This window comes from Peribacillus sp. NPDC097225, assembly GCF_044761955.1.
Taxonomy (GTDB): domain Bacteria; phylum Bacillota; class Bacilli; order Bacillales; family DSM-1321; genus Peribacillus.
Window position 1 is genome coordinate 174,373 of sequence record NZ_JBIWDJ010000001.1, and the last position, 19,592, is coordinate 193,964.

Here is a 19,592-nt window from a genome sequence, read left to right on the forward strand (position 1 = left end):
TTTATACTTCCATGATAAAGTATTTTACACACGTAGTGTTAAGAAGGGGAAATCCGACATTGTTTTGACATATTTAGATTAGATAAAATTTCATAAACAAAACAAAAACTCTCCTTTCACAAGGAGAGTTGTTCTTTAATTGTTATATGGTAACGTTCTGTAAGCCATGTTTTGTTCCTCAGTACTGCAAGCGACTTGCGTCTCGTACTTCGGCGGTAATCATCTATCTACAGAAGCAATGCTTCTGTCCTTCTCCTCGTTCAATTCCAAGGAAGAAAGCGCCCCTACCATTAATTTGGGTTTCTCGCTCGTGGGGTTTACCTCGTTCCACCCTTTGCATTTCTGCAAAGGCTCCGTCACTGTGGCACTTTTATAGGTATTCATGCCATATCCAAAAGGACTTAGGCATTTTCCCGGCCGTCAACAGTCAAAGACTGCTGCCCAAGCTTATTTTTTCGCCAGGCACGAACACTACGGGCATCTCAGCCCGTGCGAGCATGGACTTTCCTCAACTGCATAAATGCAGCAGCAATTACCCAAACGTTAACATAACATTAATGATTATAACCCATAAACAAATAAAACACAATACAATTTCAAAAAAGAAATAAAACCAAGCAATTAATCGAACAGTTTATTTCCAAAGACATGCTTTTCTAAGTTGGATAACCGTTTTAAAATATCAAAGTTTGTAGTACCAGGAGTTGCTCCTGGAGCAGGTTGACTCGGACGTTTCGGATTCTCTTCGGTTTGTTTTTTCAATTTAAGATTTTCTTGTTTAAGATCTTCAATTTCCTGATGAAACACTTCATAATCCTTGATGATAAGATCTAGAAACTGGTCTACATCTTCAGGTTTATAACCTCGCATAGCCGTTTTAAAATCTTTTTCAAGAATATCTTTAGCCGTTAATTTTATCTTATCGGATAGCATAAGACTTCACCTCAATACTTTCGCCAATACAATCGACTTTTTATTATTTTTTCAAATCTGCTTGGATTTGTCAAACAAACACATTTTTATTTAAAATAAGGACAAATTTTTTACGACTTGCAGGACTACCTTTTGTTTCTAATTTTCATCATAATATGATTATGCTCTGGAAACAACATTTAGTCCATGATTTATTGCTTTATGGTTTAATCGTTAGCCCAGTTATCCTCTTCCGCTACTTGCTGCAAATCGTCAAAGCTAATCTGGTAAATGGGATAGGCTAGGGATTCCGCTTTTTTCATGGCTTCATAATATGGATATTTTGCAGATCCTTCCTTTTCAGGATCGAAAACAATCAACATGGCATCACTTTTCTTGACCATGTAACGATTTTTAACTTTCAACTGCTGTGGTCCTTCATAAGGCTTCTTGAAAATTGATTCGACAAAGTCGGCACGTGTCAAAATGGAACGGTAGAAATCCTGATTCGTCTCATTCCATGACTCTTCCTGATTCAAAAAAGGAGTAAGCACACCCAATTTTAAGGAAGGGTACTCCTCTTTCACCTCGAATACCACCTCAGCCCCCCATAGCTCCGATCCTAACTGGCCGGAAATAATCACCCATTCAAGTCCATCCTCGACTAAGGGAATGAGCCGTTGCCTAATCGCTTTTTTTATGTATTGTACGCCTTCATGATCATTTTTAAATATCCCTAATTCGAATGCTTTATAACCAGTTAGATACAAAACCTTCATCTAAAGACCACTCCCCCTTTCAGACATTATGTAAGAAAAATAAGGGCTTATTAGGCCCTTAATTTTTTCAGTATCCAAATTGCCTAGGTGGGCAGCAAGGATTGACTGGCGGCATACCACAAATCAAGTTTTGAGTGTAACACTCGTTCACTACAGATTGAGTATGCGGGAAATAGTGTTTATATGTGTTGCAATGTTTATTAACGGTTGTTGTATGAGATGGGTGAATAACAGGAATCACTGTATTAGATACATTTGTGTTTACGTATTGCTGAGTAGGAGATACTTGTGCCGGTGCCGTTTGCGTAGGAAGAGCCTGGGTTTGACCATGTACTGGAGAAACAGCAGTCGGATAGTGTTGCGCTCCCATCACATTGGATTGTGCCCCCATTACATTGGATTTTGCTCCCATCACATTGGATTGTGCCCCCATTACATTGGAGTGTGCTCCCATTACATTGGATTGTGCCCCCATTACATTGGAGTGTGCTCCCATTACATTTGAGTGTGCTCCCATTACATTTGAGTGATATCCCCCACAATTACGAAAATACATATATAATTCGTCCCCTTTCATCAAGATAAGTTTTGCCTTACCATTACAGACTATGAAAAAAAGGGTAGACGTGTACTGATGAAATAACCTATTTATATCAATTAATCCAATAATCAAGGAAAATTCAAACTACCTTTCATCTTATGTGGGCAGCTTTACCTCGTGCTTTTTATAAAAAAGAATAAAAACTATCTTTTAATGATGTAAATAAAACAATCGTCAAACATAGGACAACAAAAAATAGAAATAATGTGGTTTTATACATTTCTTCGCTCCGCTTTCACTATTAAATTTATTGAACGGATGGATGTTTCTACATTCATCCTCGACGACTATCATTTTACACATTATGACTTGAGGCTACAATACTTGTTTACTACATTTTTATCACAAGAAGAATTTGGCAATTGGTAGTTACTTATTAATCATTAGAGCTTTTATTGTAGGAGTCTATTTTTTCTTTCAAGCCGCAACATCCTTTTTTCTAATTCCAAAAGTTTTTTCTCCAAGTTCAGCCTATTCCCATTGCCCATTTCCAGCATTTCTTGATATGCCTTCTTGCTGCAAGTAAGGGCAGCAGCGGGATTCTTGGATTGGTGCTCCAAAATTTTTGCGCATTCAATCTGAGCCTGAATCCTCAACCGAGGTATCCCATTTAACGCTACTTCCTTCCAGATTGTAAGTGCCTCGTCAAATTTCCCTTGTTTCTTTTTCTGAAAAGCTATTGCATGACCTGCCGAGATCCGGTCTTCCTCATTTCCGACTTCCCTTATTTTTTCATACGCCTCCACAGAGTCTTCCTTTTTCCCTAAGTAGGCGAACCAACGGGCAATCTCCAATGATTCTTCCGTATATCCGTCCATTTGTAGGATTTTTCGGGACAAGTGAATATACAAGGTGATTAGCGATAAAATATCCAATTCATTATGTTTCATGATCCCAAAAAGAATGTCCGGATTCTTCCGTTCAACAAAATCGAAATAAATCATTGGTGCCAAGTACCCTGGGATATCATCTTCGCGTTCAAACCCTAAAATGTCCGTTTCCACTGCAGATAATTTCACTCGTTCTAATTTATCTTTCCAGAGCCGTCTTGAAGCATGATATAAATCAAAGTGACCGAATTCCGGAAGCTTCGGGACATGTTCCTTTATCAAGGTATGCCTTGTTTTTAACTGTGGCCAGTCAAATGCCTTTCCATTATACGTAACAAGTGTTTCATAATTGATGTTCTCAAGAAAGCTTTGGTAAAGCGGGACCTCACTACCAGGCTGGGGCAGGATATGCTGTTTGACGACGACTTCATCCCCTTCAAAATAAGCGTAACCCAGTAAAAAGATGGTGTTGCCTGCCCCACCACCTAGTCCTGTCGTTTCCGTATCAAAGAAAAAGAGATCTTCGCCCTTAATCCCTTTAGCAGACAAGGGGTGCTCTACAGAAGATTGATTCCATGCCTTTACTATCCCCTTCAACTCCAGGAACGAATACAAACCATGTTTATGTTCCAAGGGATAACGAACTTCACGGACGAAGCAATAATCTCCATCAAAATGGTAGGCACTCGTGTCATTTCCAAGCCACTTTTCAAGAAATGGAATGTCAGTTTTCACCATGTCGTCGCATTCCTTTATCAGTGGTTGTCTATCTTGTGTTTCATGGTTCATATGGGGCTTCATGCGATTCAGTTTATTTTTCAATGACAAAAAGCTACACCTCTATTCATGTAATCCGGCCATTGAATGGTTTTACCGAAAATACAGGTTCAACATCCGGAGAGCTTTAAAATTAACTCGTTCTTTCTTTCAACTAAAATTGGTCTAGCAACTCCACACTTCTCTTTTTGGCACGTACCCCTTCTATTTCAGTCCCTATACATGAAGGGCACCCATCTTTGCATGGGCATTTTCTTATAAGATTCTTCGCTGCCTCTTTCACCTGGTCAAAACGCTTATAAACATCTTCAGCTAGCCCTATTCCACCTGGATAATGATCGTACATAAATATAGTGGGTAGCTGGGTATGTGCCGCTTTTATTTGGGCAACAACATGGATATCATTCCTATCGCACATAACAAGAATGGGAACTACGTGTCCCAAAACATTAGCAACCCCTTGTAGGAGCTGCTCCAGTGTTTTTTCGCCAAGTGTGGAATCAACTTCTTTTATTTCCAACCAAGTTGCGCTAGTATGCAGTTCTTCCTCTGGTAAGTAAATGGGACCTGACCCTATGTTTTCAAATGTCGTTAGTTTTATCTTTTTAAAGATGCTTGGTAAGATATTGATGGTAACATCGCCATAATTGATTGACGATTCCCTCGTATTGACCGTTTTATCTATTTCCAGTACTTTTAGCTGTACGGCTAAGTTTGCATCTGTGTAATATTCCACGTCCACTTCCCGCACATATGCCTTTTTATGTTCCCAATCTAGTTTTTCAACTTGATATTGGACTCCTTCATGTAAATAAATTGCCTCATCATGTAGGAGTGTCATAGCGCTAAACCTATCCATTTCCCCGATTATTTTTACATTTGCCGTTTCTGATTGATCGACTATAACGACATTTTCTTGGGACGCAGACCGTAAACTGATATTTCCAGCCGGGAAAGATTGATTGGCCCAGTAGAATGTATCACCATTTTGGTGAATAACCCTTTCTTCCACTAGATACTCCAAAATTTCTTTCACATCCAAGGGACCAAATTCTTCATTTTCCTTAAAAGGGAGTTCGTAAGCGGCACACTTTAAATGGTCAACCAGAATAATTAAGTTTTCCGGATTAATCCGGGCCGACTCAGGAGAACGGTCAAAAAAGTATTCTGGATTTTGTACAATGTACTGATCTATGGGGGTAGAACTTGCCACCATCAGTATCAAAGCTTCCCCATGCCTTCTCCCTGCTCTCCCAGCCTGTTGCCATGTACTCGCCACACTTCCCGGGTATCCTGTCATGACACATACCTGTAACTGCCCTATATCCACTCCCAATTCTAAAGCGTTCGTACTGACAACACCTAGAATATCGCCTTCCCTTAAGCCCCGTTCTATTTCCCTTCTTTGTTTTGGGAGATATCCTCCGCGATAGCCCCTAATGGATTTCGACCCGATTTGACCTTTCACGAGGTCCTGCAAATGACTTAATATGATTTCCACTCTAACTCGGCTACGAGCAAAAACGATGGTCTGGATTTTATTCTTCAAGAATTCCTTTGCTAGGTTGTTAACCTCTACAGTTGCACTTTTCCTGATGTTCAAGGGCTTATTAACAATTGGCGGATTATAAAAAACGAAGTGTTTTCTACCGCTAGGCGCTCCGTTATCATCTATTAAGCGCATGGGATTACCAGTTAGCTGCTCCGCCAATTCCTTCGGGTTGGCGATTGTAGCGGATGTACATATAAAGATCGGATTACTTCCATAAAATTTACAGATTCGTTTCAACCTTCTAATGACATTGGCAACATGGCTTCCAAACACGCCCCTATATGTATGGAGTTCATCAATGACGACATACTTGAGATTTTCAAAGAGACTCACCCACTTTGTATGATGCGGTAAAATGGCCGAATGCAACATATCCGGGTTTGTAATCACGATATGACCAGCCTTTCTCACCACCTGGCGAATGGCAGGCGAAGTATCCCCATCGTAGGTGTAGCTTTTGATGTCTATCCCCATTTCACTGATTATCTCGTTCAGTTCGCTTTTCTGATCTTGGGCTAGAGCTTTAGTCGGGAAAATATACAACGCACGGTTTTCCCCATTTTCTGCAATGGATTGTAACACTGGAAGGTTATAACATAGTGTTTTTCCCGAAGCCGTAGGGGTTACGGCTACAATATTTTCTCCTTTCCTCAATGTTTCATATGCTGTGTATTGATGGCTATACAGGTCACCAATCCCTCTTTTTTGCAAAGCATTTTTAATTCTATCGTCAACGCTGGAAGGCAACGGTCTCGTCTTCGCTTCCCGCGGTTCAATTTCATGCCAATTAATGATATTTTCATTTTCCCTTAATTCTTTTATTAATTCCGAAAGTGATTTCTTTCCAATCATACTAGTCACCTCTTTGTACATAATAGTTTACCGAATAAACGTTTGGTTGACCAGTTGGGATATACTGCCAAACAAAAAAAGACCTAAAACTGCTTAGGTCCATAGTTAGTGTAATTTTAGCTTTCACCAATTGATAAAATTTTCACCTTCTACTATTTGACTTCTTCAATGAAATGTTCAATTTCACTCGCAAGCCTTTCAGGGTCTTCAAGCATTCCCATATGGCCGCATCCTTCTAGGACTACCTCTTTTATATTCTTACCCTTTATGGAAAAGGTCTTTTCCGGGGCGATGACTTTATCCTTTTCACCTGCGACCAAAAGGACTGGTAGCTTGGTATCCTGTAAGACGTAATTTTTATCTTTTCTATTTCTCATAGCATGTAACGATCCAATTGCCGCTGTTTCCCTCGTTTGATATCCAATCCTCTTAACCTGCTCGATTTGAGGGTCATTGGAATCCGCAAATAACTTAGGGATGAGTCCATCAATGAAAGGCGGCATACCATCAGCCTCAATTTTTTCAACTGCCTTCATGCGCCCTTCCTTCCCTCCCTCATCATCCGGAAAAGCAGTAGAATGAATAAGTGAGAATCCGTTCAATTTTTCCGGGAACTTCTCAGCAAAGGCCAAAGTTATATAGCCTCCTAGAGAATGCCCGAATAAATATACCTGCTCGATATCCTGGTCTTCTAAAAAGAGTGCAATATCCTCAGCCATATCTTCAATAGAAAAAGATGTTACATTCGATTCGCTTGCTCCATGGCCACGCAGGTCGACCGCAATGACTCTATACTTTTTCTGCAAGTTTGGAATTAGCTTCTGCCAATATTCATGGCTCCCGCAAAATCCATGAATAAACAATAGTGTATCTTTTCCTTCGCCTCGATCTATGTATGATAAATTACTGCTTCCAGTCATCTTCAATCCCCCATCCCCAAGATTATGTTTAATATTGTTATTCCCCGTGGGTCTATATCTAAACCACTTATGTCCATTCACACATCTTTAGCCTCTACATAGCCTATAGGCAAAGGAGTTTTTTAGATAGGAGGACCGTGATGACCCCTTTTGAAAAGAATGATCAACCCCAAGAAAGAAAAGAACCTTTTACCCACTTCATTAACAAAATGGATCGTTTGTTCTCTGAAAGGCCCGCCAGAGGCATGCTACAGTCCCTGGACGGATTCTTTGGCTCAGCTAAAGAACAAACTTTCCCCATCTACCTTGATGAAACAAATTCGGAATATATCCTTACCGCAAGCTTGCCCGGTATTCCCAGGAGCCAAATTTCCATCGATTTATTGCCACAATCCGTGACCATCTCCACGAAGTCCAAAGTAGGGGAAAAGTTTCGCCAACCCCCAGGCTTCATTCAAAATACGCAATCATCTAGTCAGTTAACAAAAACCATTTCCTTTTTAAAACCAATCGATGAACAAAATGTAAGGGCTAGGCATCGCGATGGCATCCTAACGCTTAATCTGCCTAAAGTGAAAGGGAATCGAATTGAGATCAACGATTGAATTAGGGCAAACTTAAGTAGACGTAAAAAGTGGCTGGGTCACTTTTTACGTCTACTTTTTTATTTTACCCATCTAAACTTTGAAGAACCCCCCTACTCCCTTGACCATCGAAGAAACTTGAGAGACCGTATTCATCATTTGTCCAGCTGTATTCATCATTTTTGTAATATCCATCGATCCGTCCTGTGTTTTAAATTGGTTCATGACAGACTTAATTCCCGAAGGCTGCTGCTTTTGCATGAATTGTTGTTTTGGATATGGGTTATAAACTTGTTGTTGCATTTGCGGAGGTCGTTTCGTCGGCTGTAGCGGGTTATCAAAAGGGTTGAAGCCTTGAGTTTGTTTTGGCATGTATTGATTGACAGGCATTTGTTGATTGGGGTACATAGGTTGAATAGGTGGCATTGGTGACATGGGTGGCATTGTCTGATTCGGTGGCATCGGCTGCATTACACTACTGCCCGGGGCCGCCCCTGTATTCATGGCCTGTTGTGGCACCGGTTGGTAGGATGGAAAGGCAGGTTGCTGGTATGGGTCTTGATAGGGTGGCACCAAGCCTCCATTATACTGGGGAGAGTAATGGTGCATATTCGGGTCCTGAATGGGTGACTGCTGAGGGTACGGCATTGGTTGCTGATATCCCCCCCAGTATTCAGGCATGGATTGCGGGTACTGCTCTTGATTAGGGAAGACAGGATTATAATCCGATCTCATCATGTTCTATGCGTCTCCTCTTTTTTCCTGACATGGTTCCATTATTATATGAAAAAAGAGGATTTTAGTGTTTGGAAGATCATGATAGTAATCTGTCCACTTCTGATTTCACATTGTGAAGGATATACTCAATGGATTGAACATGGCTTTTAAACCGTTTATAGCTGGTCTTCGGAAAGAATGCCTGAACCGCGACATCCGAAAGATTATTGGCCGTTTGTTCGATTTGCTCAGGAAATAGATGTTTGAATGGCGTTTCTTTCATCCACTCTTTTATACCATGCTCCCATTCCGCACAATTTGCTTGGACTTGATCGGCAAACGGCTTGACCTCCGTAAAGAAGTCTTTTTCTATTCCTTCCTTTCGAACACTTTCATAAACTTCATTCGCTTGACTTACGTAATGTATTAATTGTTCGGTTAATTTTTGAAGTTTCTCTTTTTGCACGATGAATTCCTCCGTAGCATGTTTCCAACAGTATAATCGAATTGATGAAAAAATGAAATTCTAGCGACTCATACTTATACACTTAAACTTCTGCTAAAATTTTGGGTACCATCATTGATTTTATTGATTTAACGGGATAAGGTCGGCTTATTTCTTCTGTCTCAACCAAGAAATCCCCGGCTTTCTCCATCGCTTCCTGTGCGTCATCCACTAAATTGTGCTGCTCCGCCCATAGCTTACAACGAGCCGTATTCATGGTCTCACCATAAGCATTTTCCAATTGATCCAGACTGGTACTGATTTCAGCTATCATACTTAAAATTTCTTCTGTTGCTACACTTTTATTGATCATGCTGACCCCTCCCATTCTATACCTGTTACTATTCTTTTTTTAAATAAAAAGCCCTTCTAGGTTGACAAAACTAGAAGGGAATCGGCAAAGAAAGTGGAATTTTCTTAATTTATAGGGGCCTTCGACAATATGGAGCGAATGAAGCTGGCCATTTTAAACAAGAATACAAGCAGGAGGTGATTTATTTGCAGTCGAATGAAAGCAGACAGCAAAAAAACGAAAAACGACAAAAGCCGCCGGCAGAAAAGGCAGGAAAAGGTAATCCAAAACTTAGTGGTGAAAACAAACCCTCTACCTAAACGAATAGGGGTATGACCACACATCAGGGAAGGCGGAAACATCGCCTTCCCTACTTCTTTTTCAAGACCAGCTTTTTGAGCAAGATGACCGTATGCAATTGTTTTTGTTTACGATCGAACCAATCGGTCAAAAGAGGATTTTCTTTCCACTGCGGTTCGAAAAACCATTCTTTTTTTAATCTTTTCTTTATACACCATTTCTCCGGGAGAATGGGATGATGATCGATGATTGGATAAACCATACGCAGCATCGGCGTTTCATGTAGCCTGGGTATCTTTCTGTACTGTTCATAATCAAACCTCGATCCGGTCGGCTCCGTTCGACTGGCGAATTCCAAAAATAATGGAAAAAGCTCTTTCCTAAAAAGAAGATCAGCCAATCTTTTCCCCAATTCGATTCTTTCATCTAGATTCCGAAAATGAGAAACGGATGCGCCATATAACACCCCTTTACATGTGGGAAATAATACGGTGCTAAAATGCATACAATCCTGTAGAAAAAATAAGATGGAATGAAATACGAGAGATCGCTTTTTTATGATGGGTTCAATGATATTCTGTTCATTTATAATAAGGGCGGTGATTAATCTTTCCTGATTTCCATCCTCCCAAAAAGAGTACCACTCATTTATGATGAAATCAGTAATAAAAAAATATGGACATAAGTGAAACAAAGGGCGCTTAAATTTCGTCGAATAATGATAGATGAGTAACTGCGGATAGGCATCCTCAAAAATCCGCCAATTCGCTTCTTCGTAAGCAAGGAATAACTGACGTTTATATTTAGAACCTAATAATTGCGAATACCAGACCCCTTTAAGATCACACATATTCCAACCTGCATTACGGGAAACCATCCCTGCTAGAAAGGACCATTTTATTTCAGGATGAAGTAGGAAGAATTTTTCATAAGCTTGGGTTCTGGATATATTATCTTTGTTCCATTTAGCAGTTTGACCTTTTATAATAGATAACAATTGCTTTTCCATGCTTGTAATCTGATACATAAGAACCACCATTTCCAGGAATTATGACATTTTTCAATTGTTAAATCCTATCGTTCTAAGAAACAATTCTTTTTATTCACATTTTGGATTCTTTTTTTGCTAATATAGATAGGTGAAAAAAAAGGAGGGGTAAAAGTGGCATTCAATTATCCCAACGGACGGAAGTTCGTACCGCAGCCCATGAAAGAAAGGAAAAGTCCACTAAAGAAGTTCAGTTACAGTAATCGTGGAAAAACATTAGAGGATGATTTGAATGAAACCAATCAGTATTATTTAGCGCACGGGATTGCTGTCATACATAAAAAGCCGACACCCGTACAAATTGTGGATGTCCACTATCCCAAAAGAAGTGCTGCCGTTATTAAAGAAGCTTACTTCAAGCAAGCATCGACCACGGATTACAATGGGGTCTATAAAGGTAGATATATTGATTTTGAGGCCAAGGAAACAAAAAATAGGAACTCTTTCCCTCTCAAGAATTTTCACGAACACCAAGTTGAACATATGAAGCAAATCGTTCAGCATGATGGAATTGCATTTGTTATTATCCGCTTTTCTGCGACGGATAGTATATACTTAATGAGCTCCGAACAACTGGTGTTGTATTGGAATCGGATGAAAGACGGTGGACGCAAATCCATTACCCTTGAAGAGGTCAAGACCAGTTCAAAGAAGATTGCGCTTGGCTTTCAACCGAGAATTGACTATATTAAAGTAGTAGATTTACTTATCGCAGAAAATTTTTAGTTTTTTTCTAGAAAGGCAGGTTAGCTGTAATGGCTGAAAAATATAATACAAGAGAAGAACGTAGAAAGCAGGGTCAGGCACAGAAGAAGGCACCAAAAAAAGGGCCGAAAAAACCCACGAACATGCTTAAGCGAGTTTTTCTCATTCTCGTTACAATTGGAATTATTTGTTTAGTTGCTGGAGGAGCTACATTAGCTTACTTTATCAGTGATGCTCCCAAGCTCGACGAAAGCCTTTTAAAAGACCCCGTTACCTCGAAGATCCTTGATGAAGAAGGTAAATTACTTGGAGAGGTCGGCACTGAGAATCGTGACTTTGTCAATTATGAAGATATACCTGAACTAGTCGAAGACGCATTCCTGGCAACAGAAGATTCCCGTTTTTATTCCCACCATGGGGTTGACTTCCTTCGTTTAGGCAGCGCAGTCCTCGCCAATGTCAAAAATGGCTTTGGTTCAGAAGGTGCTAGTACTTTAACCCAACAGGTTATCAAACGCTCTTATTTAACACCTGATAAAACGATTAAAAGGAAAGTCCAAGAAATGTGGCTGGCCATACAGCTAGAAAGAAAATATACAAAACAAGAAATACTGGAAATGTATGTGAACAAAATTTTCTTTGCCAATCGTGCAAACGGAATTCTGACGGCTTCGCAAACATATTACGGGAAAGACTTGGATAAATTGGACCTTAACGAAGTGGCCATGCTTGTCGGGTTACCGCAAAGCCCAAGTCGCTATGATCCATATAAATATCCAGAACGGGCAAAAGAACGTCGCGATATTGTACTTCATCTCATGAATAAACATGGATATATTAGCGAACAGGAAATGAAAAAGGCACAAAACGTTAAAATAACAGCCGGACTTCAAGAAGTCGATAAAAACCAAATCGATACGACTGCTTATGATGCCTTCATAGATTTGGTAATAGAAGAAGTCGGAAATATGGGTGACTATAATGTGTTTACAGATGGTCTGGAAATCCAAACGACCATTGATAAAGACGCCCAAGAATACGTTTATAAAATGTTGAATAGTAATGATATCGTTAGTTATCCAAGTGAAGATCTACAAGCCGGTGTTACTTTGCTTGATACGCAAACAGGCGAAATTAAAGCCGTTGGCGGTGGCAGGAACACGAACGTCAAACGCGGGTGGAACTATGCAACAGATGCTAAGCGTTCACCAGGGTCGACAATCAAACCTATCTTAGATTATGGTCCAGCTGTCGAATATTTAAACTGGTCAACCTATCAACCTATTAAAGATGAGGAGTATACCTACTTTGATGGAACTCCCCTCAAAAATGCATCAGGCACTCATTATGGAACGGTTCCTATTCGAGAAGCTCTCGCGAGATCATTGAACATACCGGCCTTGAAAGCGTTCCAAGAAGTCGGGAAAGAACGTGCACGTGATTTTGCAATTGACCTTGGCGTTCCTTTTGATAAAGATAAGGAAATCAACGAATCTGCTTCAATTGGCGGTGGCACAGATGTTTCCACTCTAGAACTTGCCGGTGCATATGGGGCCTTTGGTAATGGTGGGATTTATAACGAACCACATACCGTCAAGAAAATTGTATTACGTGATAAAACAACCATCAAGAACAAAACAGAAACAAAACCTGTCATGAAAGATTCCACGGCTTTCATCGTCACGGATATGCTGAAAAGCGTCATGACAGAAAGTTACGGAACAGGGAGATTGGCCAACATACCTGGGCTTCCAGTCGCTGGTAAGACTGGATCCACTAACTTCACTCCCGAGCAACGTGCAGCAAACAACATACCTGCTTCAGGGGTAAAGGACAGCTGGATGGCTGGTTACACGACTAACTATACCGTTGCCATATGGGCGGGTTATGATAATAATGCAGGTAAAAAGATGGAATACCTAGGCGATTCATCTCAAAGAATACCAAAATACATCTTTAAGAATTTGATGGAACACATGGCCCAATCAAAAACAACGAAAGACTTTGAACAGCCGAGCAGTGTTGCAAAAGTTGGTGTCATTAAAGGGTCGAATCCTGTAGTGAAAGCCAATCAATACACTCCAAGTGATAGAATCAGTTATGAATACTATGTTAAAGGCCACGAGCCAACACAAGTTACCACAGAATATGAGAAAATAGATACACCTAGTGTCAGTGCGTCTTATAATCAGGAAAGCAACGAAATACAGCTTTCATGGTCTCACAGTGATGGAGATCCACAATTTGAAGTCCAAATGTCTGTTGACGGCGGCTCAAAAAGTGTTCTGAAAAAATCGAAGGATACTAGTTTAACCATTCCAAACCCTACACCGGGAAGTAAATATACTTTTTCTGTCGTAGCCATCGTTGATAATCAACGAAGCGACCCTGCTAGTGCTACAGTACAGATTCCTAGTGCTATTGAAGAAGAGCCTGAGGAAGAGGAAGATATTGAAGAGCCAGCCGAGGATGAGGATCTGGAACAAGATACTCCTACTGAAGACGAGGGTAATGAAGACGAAGATAAAGATAAAAACCCAGACCAGGGCAACACGGATAACAACGGGAACAATGGAAACGGTAATGGTAATGGCAATGATGATGCCACCAAAGACGATGAGGATGTCGAAGATGAGGATCCAGGAAAAGTTGATGAGGATAAACCCGCGGATACTCCTGAGCCCGCTCCCGCTCCTGACCCAGAAAAAGACAAAAATAAAAACAAAGATAAAGAAAATGGCAATTAAAAAAAGGTCTAAGCTTAACCGCTTAGACCTTTTTTCGCTTTTCTTAGCTTGTTTCTTACAAAGAGCTTTTCCAATTCGATGAATAATTCGCTAAGCTGTCTGAATGAATGGTAAAACGCCGGTCTTTCCATGATGAAAGATAATCTTTCAACCAAGTTTATCGGTTTAACCGGACAGGCTTCCATCTGTTTCTTCCATGCATTTAGCTTCACGGGTATTTCATTCATCCAATAGACTGCCGAAAAGAATAATCCAATTCCTTCTTTCATAGGCTCTAAAGCCAGTCCCGCTTTTCTATTCGAAAAAAACAATTCGCAATCCTTTTTAATGAGCCTCCATTTTTCAAACAGTTCAGGTATATGCATTTCCCCACTCTTCCAAGGTGAATAAACTTCTTCCCCCCTGTAAAAAAGCAGCTCATATGAAAACACTTCAACTTCACTGGGATTTCTCCACTCTTGATAGTCTTCCTTTTTTAAAGCTTTTATTTCTTTAGGGAAGAAGAATGGATCGTCTAATTCGACCGGCACATTTATTGAATTTAAATCGTTCATTTGGCTTCTATCCTTTTTAGCCGCTTTTTCCCTTCACGACACAAATCAAGAAGCGGACAGGTTTCACATTTTGGAGACTGGGCTTTACAATGATAGCGACCAAAGAAAATGAGTCTATGATGTGTAACGGACCATTCATCCATTGGCACTTTGGTCATTAAGGTTTTTTCCACCTCAAGGACATTGTCTTTCCAGCGGCATATACCCAGCCGTTTGGACACACGCTCTACATGGGTATCCACCGCTATCGCCGGCACACCAAAAGCCACTGAGACGACCACATTGGCCGTTTTCCGACCGACACCCGGTAACTTGGTAAGCTCATCACGGTCCCTAGGAACTCTTCTATCATATTCGTCTATCAGCATTCTAGACAACTTTTGAATGTTCTTTGCTTTATTACGGTACAGACCGATTGAACGAATATCATTTTCCAATTCTTCAATCGGTACACTAAGATAATCTTCAGGCGTTTTATATTTTTGAAATAAATTTTGAGTAACTTTATTAACCAAAACATCTGTACATTGAGCCGAAAGAGCAACAGCAATCACCAATTCAAATGGATTGGAGTGATTCAGCTCACAATGGGCATCAGGAAACATCTCGCCCATCGTATCCAGACAGTAACGAATTTGAGCCTTATTCAGCATGTTTGTTCTCCTTTAATTCACATTACTGTTCGAGCCAATTATAAAAGGGTACATCTTTCAGTGGTTGTGTCGGTTCTATTTTACGGTCCCTTTTTTGATGGACTCTAAATTTTTGTCCTTGTTCCCTTGCTTGTTCCAAGGTTTTAATCCCATTCTTTTTCCACTCGAATAAAATTCGGTCTATATAACGGAAATTCAATTTCCCTGAAATGACAGCCTCCCTTAAAGCCGCTTTGATGATATCTGGTTGATGGTCATCCTCCATCCACATTGCCAGGGTTTCACATTCAAAAGGAGATAATGGACGCCCGAACTCCTGTTCAAATATTGTATACAGGCTCTCCCCTGCCTTCTGTACCTCGGCAGATTCAGCCTGTTTCAAAGACTTCAAGAAACAGTCCATCATTTTCTCATATAGTGGATCGAGCGAATACTTTTCCTGACCAATTTCCTGATTATTTTCAACGACCATCTGGACGAATCCTCTTTGAACTAAACGTTGTATTAAAAATAGGCATTCGGATTCCTGTAATGTCATTCGGTCGGAAAGTTGAGACGGCGCTGGAAATGGATTATCTCCATCGATAAAATTCTGCAATTGGAGTAGTAGAACCATCTCTTGCTCATTCAACCCCATTGTCTTATAGTGAGTCAACAAAAAGGATGGAATCGTTATCGTTCCTTCCTTAAACCAAGCATATAAATGTTCTTTATTCATGTTTTGGACACCTCTAAATTAGTATAACATGAAAAATGTGATACGAATAAGCTTATAATTTTAACAGAATTAATAGAAAAAAACGGTTATTCGCCCAGTATGGCTAAATAACCGTTTTTTTTACAAATCAAGGATATAAGCGATTTAAAAGACGTGGGAAAGGAATAGTTTCACGGACATGTTCAACACCGCTAATCCATGCCACTGTCCGTTCTAAGCCAAGGCCAAATCCAGAATGTGGGACAGATCCATATTTCCTTAATTCCATATACCATTTATAAGCATCTTCACTCAAACCATGTTCAGCAATGCGCTGTTCAAGAAGCTCCTGATCATGGATTCTTTCCGATCCACCGATTATCTCACCATATCCCTCTGGTGCGATCAAGTCGGCACATAAGACGACTTCTTCCCGGTTTGGATCTGGTTGCATATAGAACGGTTTAATTTTAGTAGGATAGTGTGTAATGAAGACCGGCTTATCATAGCTTTCAGCAATTGCCGTTTCATGTGGAGAGCCGAAATCGTCTCCCCATTGAATATCTTCAAACCCTTGTTCGTGAAGGAACTTGATAGCTTCATCGTAAGTGATCCGCGGGAACGGAGCCTTGATTTGTTCAAGCTTTGTCGTGTCACGGCCAAGTGTATTCAATTCTAGCTGACAATTCTTCAGAACAGACTGAATGACGGCTGTGACAAATTGTTCCTGGACTTCTAGGTTTTCTTTGAATTCCACGAAAGCCATTTCCGGTTCAATCATCCAAAATTCGATTAAATGCCTTCTGGTCTTAGATTTCTCTGCCCGGAAAGTCGGACCGAAAGAAAATACTTTTCCTAATGCCATGGCTGCAGCTTCCATATAAAGCTGACCGCTTTGTGATAGATAGGCATCCTCATCAAAATATTTTGTCGCAAACAACTCACTCGTTCCCTCTGGTGCGCTACCAGTTAAAATCGGCGGGTCCACTTTGACAAAACCTTCATCATTGAAGAATTCATATGTAGCACGAATGATTTCATTACGGATTTTCATAACCGCATGTTGACGCTTCGAACGAAGCCATAGATGACGATTATCCATTAAGAATTCTGGTCCATGAGCTTTCGGAGTGATTGGGTAATCAACTGAATCATGAATGATTTCAATATTGTTCACCTGTAGCTCATAACCAAAAGGTGAACGCTCATCCTTCTGAATGACTCCCGTAACATACATGGAAGATTCTTGTGATACCGACTTTGCAGTAGAGAAAAGGCCTTCTCCTACATCAGCCTTCACGACTACCCCTTGGATGAAACCAGAGCCATCGCGGATTTGAAGGAAAGCAATTTTACCACTAGAACGCTTATTAGCAAGCCAGCCTCCAATTGTCACTTCTTGATCGACAAATTTGCTAGCATCTTTTATTGTAATTTTCACCGAATTTCCCTCCAAATATAACTTAACTACTAAGAAATTTACTCTATTTATTATACCTATAGGGCTCATTACAAGCAAATTATTCAGCTAATCTACTATAAATGTCTACTTTACTGCTCATAATCTTTTATCCATATAAAAAATAGGAAGATATAAAAAAGCCTACAAACCCCCTAAACGAAATAGGGGACCTGTAGGCTTTTCAAATACTACGCCATTTTCGCTTTAACGAATGTATGAATTCTTTCAACGGCTGCTTCAAGTAGGTCCAAAGAGGTTGCGTAGGATAATCTGATGTTATCCGGAGCCCCGAATCCTGAACCTGGGATGACGGCCACTTGAGCTTCTTCTAATAATGCGGTAGTAAACTCTTCGACATTGCTGAACCCTGTTAATTCAATTGCACGTTTCACATTCGGGAACAAATAAAATGCCCCCTGCGGTTTAATGCAGCTTACTCCCGGTATATCTACTAATTTTCCATAAATCGTATCCAATCTACTTTCAAATGCTTGTCGCATTTCCTCTACCGGTTCCTGTGGGCCATCATATGCAGCAATTGCGCCATATTGAGCCGTGGTAGTAGGATTGGATGTACTATGGCTAGCTAGGTTTGTCATGGCCTTGATGACGGCCTCATCACCTGCTGCATAACCAATTCTCCATCCTGTCATGGAATGTGATTTAGAAACCCCGTTGATGATGATCGTTTGCTTTTTCAATTCAGGAGAAATTTCTGCAATCGATATATGTTTTGCAGTTCCATATACCAATTTTTCATAGATTTCGTCCGAGATGATTAAAATATCATGATCTAGGCAAACTTTACCGATGGCTTCTAACTCATCTTTAGAATAGAGCATGCCAGTCGGGTTGCTTGGAGAGTTAATGATGACCGCTTTCGTTTTATCAGTGATGGATTCTTCGAGTTGTTCCTTTGTGATCTTATACTGGTTTTCTTCAGAGCCAACAACATACACGGGTTTTCCGCCAGCAAGCTTAATCTGCTCTGGGTAGCTTACCCAATATGGTATAGGAACAATTACTTCATCTTCTTCATCCAAAATCGCTTGGAACAATGTATAAAGCGCATGTTTTGCACCAGATCCGACAATAATTTCAGAAGGCTTATACTCTAGGCCTTGATCACGTTTTAACTTTGCTGCAATCGCGGCTTTCAGTTTTGGAAGCCCAGCAGAAGGCGTGTATTTGGTTTGTCCTTCATTCATGGATTGCATGGCTGCATCGATAATATGTTGAGGAGTATTGTAGTCAGGTTCGCCGGCCCCTAAGCCAATAATATCAAGACCTTGTGCTTTGAGTTCTTTTGCTTTTGCTGTGATTGCCAGTGTTGTTGAGGGTGTTAATGACTGAACCCGATTAGCTAATTTCATAGTAGTAAAATCCTCCATTCTATATACTTCGATAATACTTAAGCCATTCCCCTGTCTTGAAATCGTAATAATCATAATTATACCGTTCAGAATCGTCGAGATATGTTACCTCCCAAAGAGGAACATCCTTTTCCATACCAAGCTTAACAGATATGATTTCTTCAGGTTTTAGCTTATCATTCACTATGTTTAAAATTTCTTTTTTTGTCTTACCGTCTTTAAAATTCCTCACAACTATTTTTTTCTTCTCGTCCTCAGGAATCCAGACGATTTTTTTACTTCCATTTTTCGTCTTGCCAATGATAACAGAATATGAGGTTTGACCATTATAAAGGTAAAACTCATCCTTGGTATCAATTCCGCCTGCTTTCTTTGCCTTTTCAAAAGCCTCATTACCAGCTTCTTTTTTATGCTGTAATGCTTTAATGTATGCTCCGCTGACAAAACCGATAAAACAAAGGACTAGGATAGAAGCAATAACCAACCATTTTTTCAAAGCCGCTTTCCCTCTTTCTATGTACGATAAATAGTAAATATCGCTTTTTCTTGATCTTGTGAATCCAATGCCAGCCCGAACATCAAATCGTCCTTTTTCAACGTTCGATTCAAAGAATCCACAATCTTATACAAATCAGGTGAATTTTGCAGCCTGACTGTCGAGATCACTTCAATTTTGCTCTCCATGAAAATGCTCCTCCATTTTAACTAAAAATTGTCAACAACCACTGGTAT

Annotated in this window: 20 protein-coding genes and 1 other RNA gene; 3 read left to right on the forward strand and 18 right to left on the reverse strand. The window is 40.2% G+C overall.

Annotation, left to right across the window (positions count from 1 at the left end; genetic code table 11):
* Nucleotides 1-155: 155 nt before the first annotated feature.
* The 7 genes from rnpB to ACIQXH_RS00840 all read right to left on the reverse strand — a co-directional run bounded on the left by rnpB (nucleotide 156) and on the right by ACIQXH_RS00840 (nucleotide 7,223).
* Nucleotides 156-544: RNase P RNA component class B (gene rnpB, locus ACIQXH_RS00810), an RNA gene on the reverse strand.
* Between the two features lie 77 nt (nucleotides 545-621).
* The gene (gene gpsB, locus ACIQXH_RS00815) at nucleotides 622-933 is read right to left on the reverse strand and encodes a cell division regulator GpsB (RefSeq protein WP_402869090.1); all 312 of its coding nucleotides are present in this window, start codon (nucleotides 931-933) and stop codon (nucleotides 622-624) included.
* 206 nt (nucleotides 934-1,139) lie between these two features.
* Nucleotides 1,140-1,691, reverse strand: coding sequence for an SLOG family protein (locus ACIQXH_RS00820; protein WP_402869092.1), 552 nt, complete (start codon nucleotides 1,689-1,691; stop codon nucleotides 1,140-1,142).
* 67 nt (nucleotides 1,692-1,758) lie between these two features.
* Nucleotides 1,759-2,247 carry a CotD family spore coat protein gene (locus tag ACIQXH_RS00825; protein WP_403079397.1) on the reverse strand — a complete coding sequence of 163 codons (489 nt, stop codon included), beginning with the start codon at nucleotides 2,245-2,247 and terminating at the stop codon, nucleotides 1,759-1,761.
* A gap of 437 nt (nucleotides 2,248-2,684) precedes the next feature.
* Nucleotides 2,685-3,950, reverse strand: a complete 1,266-nt coding sequence (locus tag ACIQXH_RS00830; protein WP_403121847.1) for a ribonuclease H-like domain-containing protein — start codon at nucleotides 3,948-3,950, stop codon at nucleotides 2,685-2,687.
* 103 nt (nucleotides 3,951-4,053) lie between these two features.
* Complete coding sequence (locus tag ACIQXH_RS00835) at nucleotides 4,054-6,300, reverse strand: DEAD/DEAH box helicase (protein ID WP_402869871.1); 2,247 nt, start codon at nucleotides 6,298-6,300, stop codon at nucleotides 4,054-4,056.
* Between the two features lie 155 nt (nucleotides 6,301-6,455).
* Nucleotides 6,456-7,223 (reverse strand): alpha/beta fold hydrolase, encoded by a 768-nt coding sequence (locus ACIQXH_RS00840; RefSeq protein ID WP_402869098.1) that lies wholly within the window; start codon nucleotides 7,221-7,223, stop codon nucleotides 6,456-6,458.
* 140 nt (nucleotides 7,224-7,363) lie between these two features.
* On the opposite strand from ACIQXH_RS00840, the gene ACIQXH_RS00845 reads away from it, so the two are divergent.
* Nucleotides 7,364-7,828, forward strand: a complete 465-nt coding sequence (locus ACIQXH_RS00845) for an Hsp20/alpha crystallin family protein (RefSeq protein WP_402869100.1) — start codon at nucleotides 7,364-7,366, stop codon at nucleotides 7,826-7,828.
* Nucleotides 7,829-7,900: 72 nt separating this feature from the next.
* Here ACIQXH_RS00845 and ACIQXH_RS00850 read toward each other — a convergent pair whose 3' ends face one another.
* From ACIQXH_RS00850 to ACIQXH_RS00865, 4 genes are all read right to left on the reverse strand, one after another.
* Nucleotides 7,901-8,545, reverse strand: a complete 645-nt coding sequence (locus tag ACIQXH_RS00850; protein WP_402869102.1) for a YppG family protein — start codon at nucleotides 8,543-8,545, stop codon at nucleotides 7,901-7,903.
* A 76-nt stretch (nucleotides 8,546-8,621) separates the two neighbouring features.
* Nucleotides 8,622-8,990, reverse strand: a complete 369-nt coding sequence (locus tag ACIQXH_RS00855) for a YppE family protein (RefSeq protein ID WP_402869105.1) — start codon at nucleotides 8,988-8,990, stop codon at nucleotides 8,622-8,624.
* 82 nt (nucleotides 8,991-9,072) lie between these two features.
* Nucleotides 9,073-9,342: a hypothetical protein gene (locus ACIQXH_RS00860; RefSeq protein WP_402869107.1), complete on the reverse strand. Its 270-nt coding sequence runs from the start codon at nucleotides 9,340-9,342 to the stop codon at nucleotides 9,073-9,075.
* A 349-nt stretch (nucleotides 9,343-9,691) separates the two neighbouring features.
* Nucleotides 9,692-10,648 carry a DUF2515 family protein gene (locus ACIQXH_RS00865; RefSeq protein WP_402869108.1) on the reverse strand — a complete coding sequence of 319 codons (957 nt, stop codon included), beginning with the start codon at nucleotides 10,646-10,648 and terminating at the stop codon, nucleotides 9,692-9,694.
* 135 nt (nucleotides 10,649-10,783) lie between these two features.
* Here ACIQXH_RS00865 and recU point away from each other — a divergent pair, with 135 nt between their 5' ends.
* Nucleotides 10,784-11,395, forward strand: a complete 612-nt coding sequence (recU, locus tag ACIQXH_RS00870) for a Holliday junction resolvase RecU (protein WP_402869109.1) — start codon at nucleotides 10,784-10,786, stop codon at nucleotides 11,393-11,395.
* Between the two features lie 29 nt (nucleotides 11,396-11,424).
* Entirely contained in the window at nucleotides 11,425-14,121 is a 2,697-nt protein-coding gene (locus ACIQXH_RS00875; protein ID WP_402869111.1) for a PBP1A family penicillin-binding protein, read from the forward strand.
* A 14-nt stretch (nucleotides 14,122-14,135) separates the two neighbouring features.
* On the opposite strand, the gene ACIQXH_RS00880 is transcribed toward ACIQXH_RS00875, so the two are convergent.
* The 7 genes from ACIQXH_RS00880 to ACIQXH_RS00910 form a co-directional block, all read right to left on the reverse strand.
* Nucleotides 14,136-14,675, reverse strand: coding sequence for a YpoC family protein (locus tag ACIQXH_RS00880; protein ID WP_402869112.1), 540 nt, complete (start codon nucleotides 14,673-14,675; stop codon nucleotides 14,136-14,138).
* Nucleotides 14,672-15,328, reverse strand: coding sequence for an endonuclease III (nth, locus tag ACIQXH_RS00885; RefSeq protein WP_402869114.1), 657 nt, complete (start codon nucleotides 15,326-15,328; stop codon nucleotides 14,672-14,674). Before nth ends, ACIQXH_RS00880 begins: the two co-directional genes overlap by 4 nt.
* A gap of 22 nt (nucleotides 15,329-15,350) precedes the next feature.
* Nucleotides 15,351-16,046 (reverse strand): DnaD domain-containing protein, encoded by a 696-nt coding sequence (locus ACIQXH_RS00890; protein WP_402869116.1) that lies wholly within the window; start codon nucleotides 16,044-16,046, stop codon nucleotides 15,351-15,353.
* Nucleotides 16,047-16,173: 127 nt separating this feature from the next.
* Nucleotides 16,174-17,466, reverse strand: a complete 1,293-nt coding sequence (asnS, locus tag ACIQXH_RS00895; RefSeq protein WP_402869117.1) for an asparagine--tRNA ligase — start codon at nucleotides 17,464-17,466, stop codon at nucleotides 16,174-16,176.
* Between the two features lie 209 nt (nucleotides 17,467-17,675).
* Nucleotides 17,676-18,860 carry a pyridoxal phosphate-dependent aminotransferase gene (locus ACIQXH_RS00900; RefSeq protein WP_402869119.1) on the reverse strand — a complete coding sequence of 395 codons (1,185 nt, stop codon included), beginning with the start codon at nucleotides 18,858-18,860 and terminating at the stop codon, nucleotides 17,676-17,678.
* Between the two features lie 19 nt (nucleotides 18,861-18,879).
* On the reverse strand, nucleotides 18,880-19,356 hold the full coding sequence (locus tag ACIQXH_RS00905; RefSeq protein WP_402869121.1) for a cell wall elongation regulator TseB-like domain-containing protein: 477 nt from the start codon (nucleotides 19,354-19,356) through the stop codon (nucleotides 18,880-18,882).
* A 17-nt stretch (nucleotides 19,357-19,373) separates the two neighbouring features.
* Nucleotides 19,374-19,544 carry a YpmA family protein gene (locus tag ACIQXH_RS00910; protein WP_214772022.1) on the reverse strand — a complete coding sequence of 57 codons (171 nt, stop codon included), beginning with the start codon at nucleotides 19,542-19,544 and terminating at the stop codon, nucleotides 19,374-19,376.
* Between the last annotated feature and the right edge of the window lie 48 nt (nucleotides 19,545-19,592).

What these genes read in the sequence shown, in the direction of transcription:
- gpsB (WP_402869090.1), bottom strand. Translation starts at nt 933, where the DNA reads ATGCTATCCGATAAGATAAAATTAACGGCTAAAGATATTCTTGAAAAA.
- ACIQXH_RS00820 (WP_402869092.1), bottom strand. Translation starts at nt 1,691, where the DNA reads ATGAAGGTTTTGTATCTAACTGGTTATAAAGCATTCGAATTAGGGATA.
- ACIQXH_RS00825 (WP_403079397.1), bottom strand. Translation starts at nt 2,247, where the DNA reads ATGTATTTTCGTAATTGTGGGGGATATCACTCAAATGTAATGGGAGCA.
- ACIQXH_RS00840 (WP_402869098.1), bottom strand. Translation starts at nt 7,223, where the DNA reads ATGACTGGAAGCAGTAATTTATCATACATAGATCGAGGCGAAGGAAAA.
- ACIQXH_RS00845 (WP_402869100.1), top strand. Translation starts at nt 7,364, where the DNA reads ATGACCCCTTTTGAAAAGAATGATCAACCCCAAGAAAGAAAAGAACCT.
- ACIQXH_RS00850 (WP_402869102.1), bottom strand. Translation starts at nt 8,545, where the DNA reads ATGATGAGATCGGATTATAATCCTGTCTTCCCTAATCAAGAGCAGTAC.
- ACIQXH_RS00860 (WP_402869107.1), bottom strand. Translation starts at nt 9,342, where the DNA reads ATGATCAATAAAAGTGTAGCAACAGAAGAAATTTTAAGTATGATAGCT.
- ACIQXH_RS00865 (WP_402869108.1), bottom strand. Translation starts at nt 10,648, where the DNA reads ATGTATCAGATTACAAGCATGGAAAAGCAATTGTTATCTATTATAAAA.
- ACIQXH_RS00875 (WP_402869111.1), top strand. Translation starts at nt 11,425, where the DNA reads ATGGCTGAAAAATATAATACAAGAGAAGAACGTAGAAAGCAGGGTCAG.
- ACIQXH_RS00880 (WP_402869112.1), bottom strand. Translation starts at nt 14,675, where the DNA reads ATGAACGATTTAAATTCAATAAATGTGCCGGTCGAATTAGACGATCCA.
- nth (WP_402869114.1), bottom strand. Translation starts at nt 15,328, where the DNA reads ATGCTGAATAAGGCTCAAATTCGTTACTGTCTGGATACGATGGGCGAG.
- ACIQXH_RS00890 (WP_402869116.1), bottom strand. Translation starts at nt 16,046, where the DNA reads ATGAATAAAGAACATTTATATGCTTGGTTTAAGGAAGGAACGATAACG.
- ACIQXH_RS00900 (WP_402869119.1), bottom strand. Translation starts at nt 18,860, where the DNA reads ATGAAATTAGCTAATCGGGTTCAGTCATTAACACCCTCAACAACACTG.
- ACIQXH_RS00910 (WP_214772022.1), bottom strand. Translation starts at nt 19,544, where the DNA reads ATGGAGAGCAAAATTGAAGTGATCTCGACAGTCAGGCTGCAAAATTCA.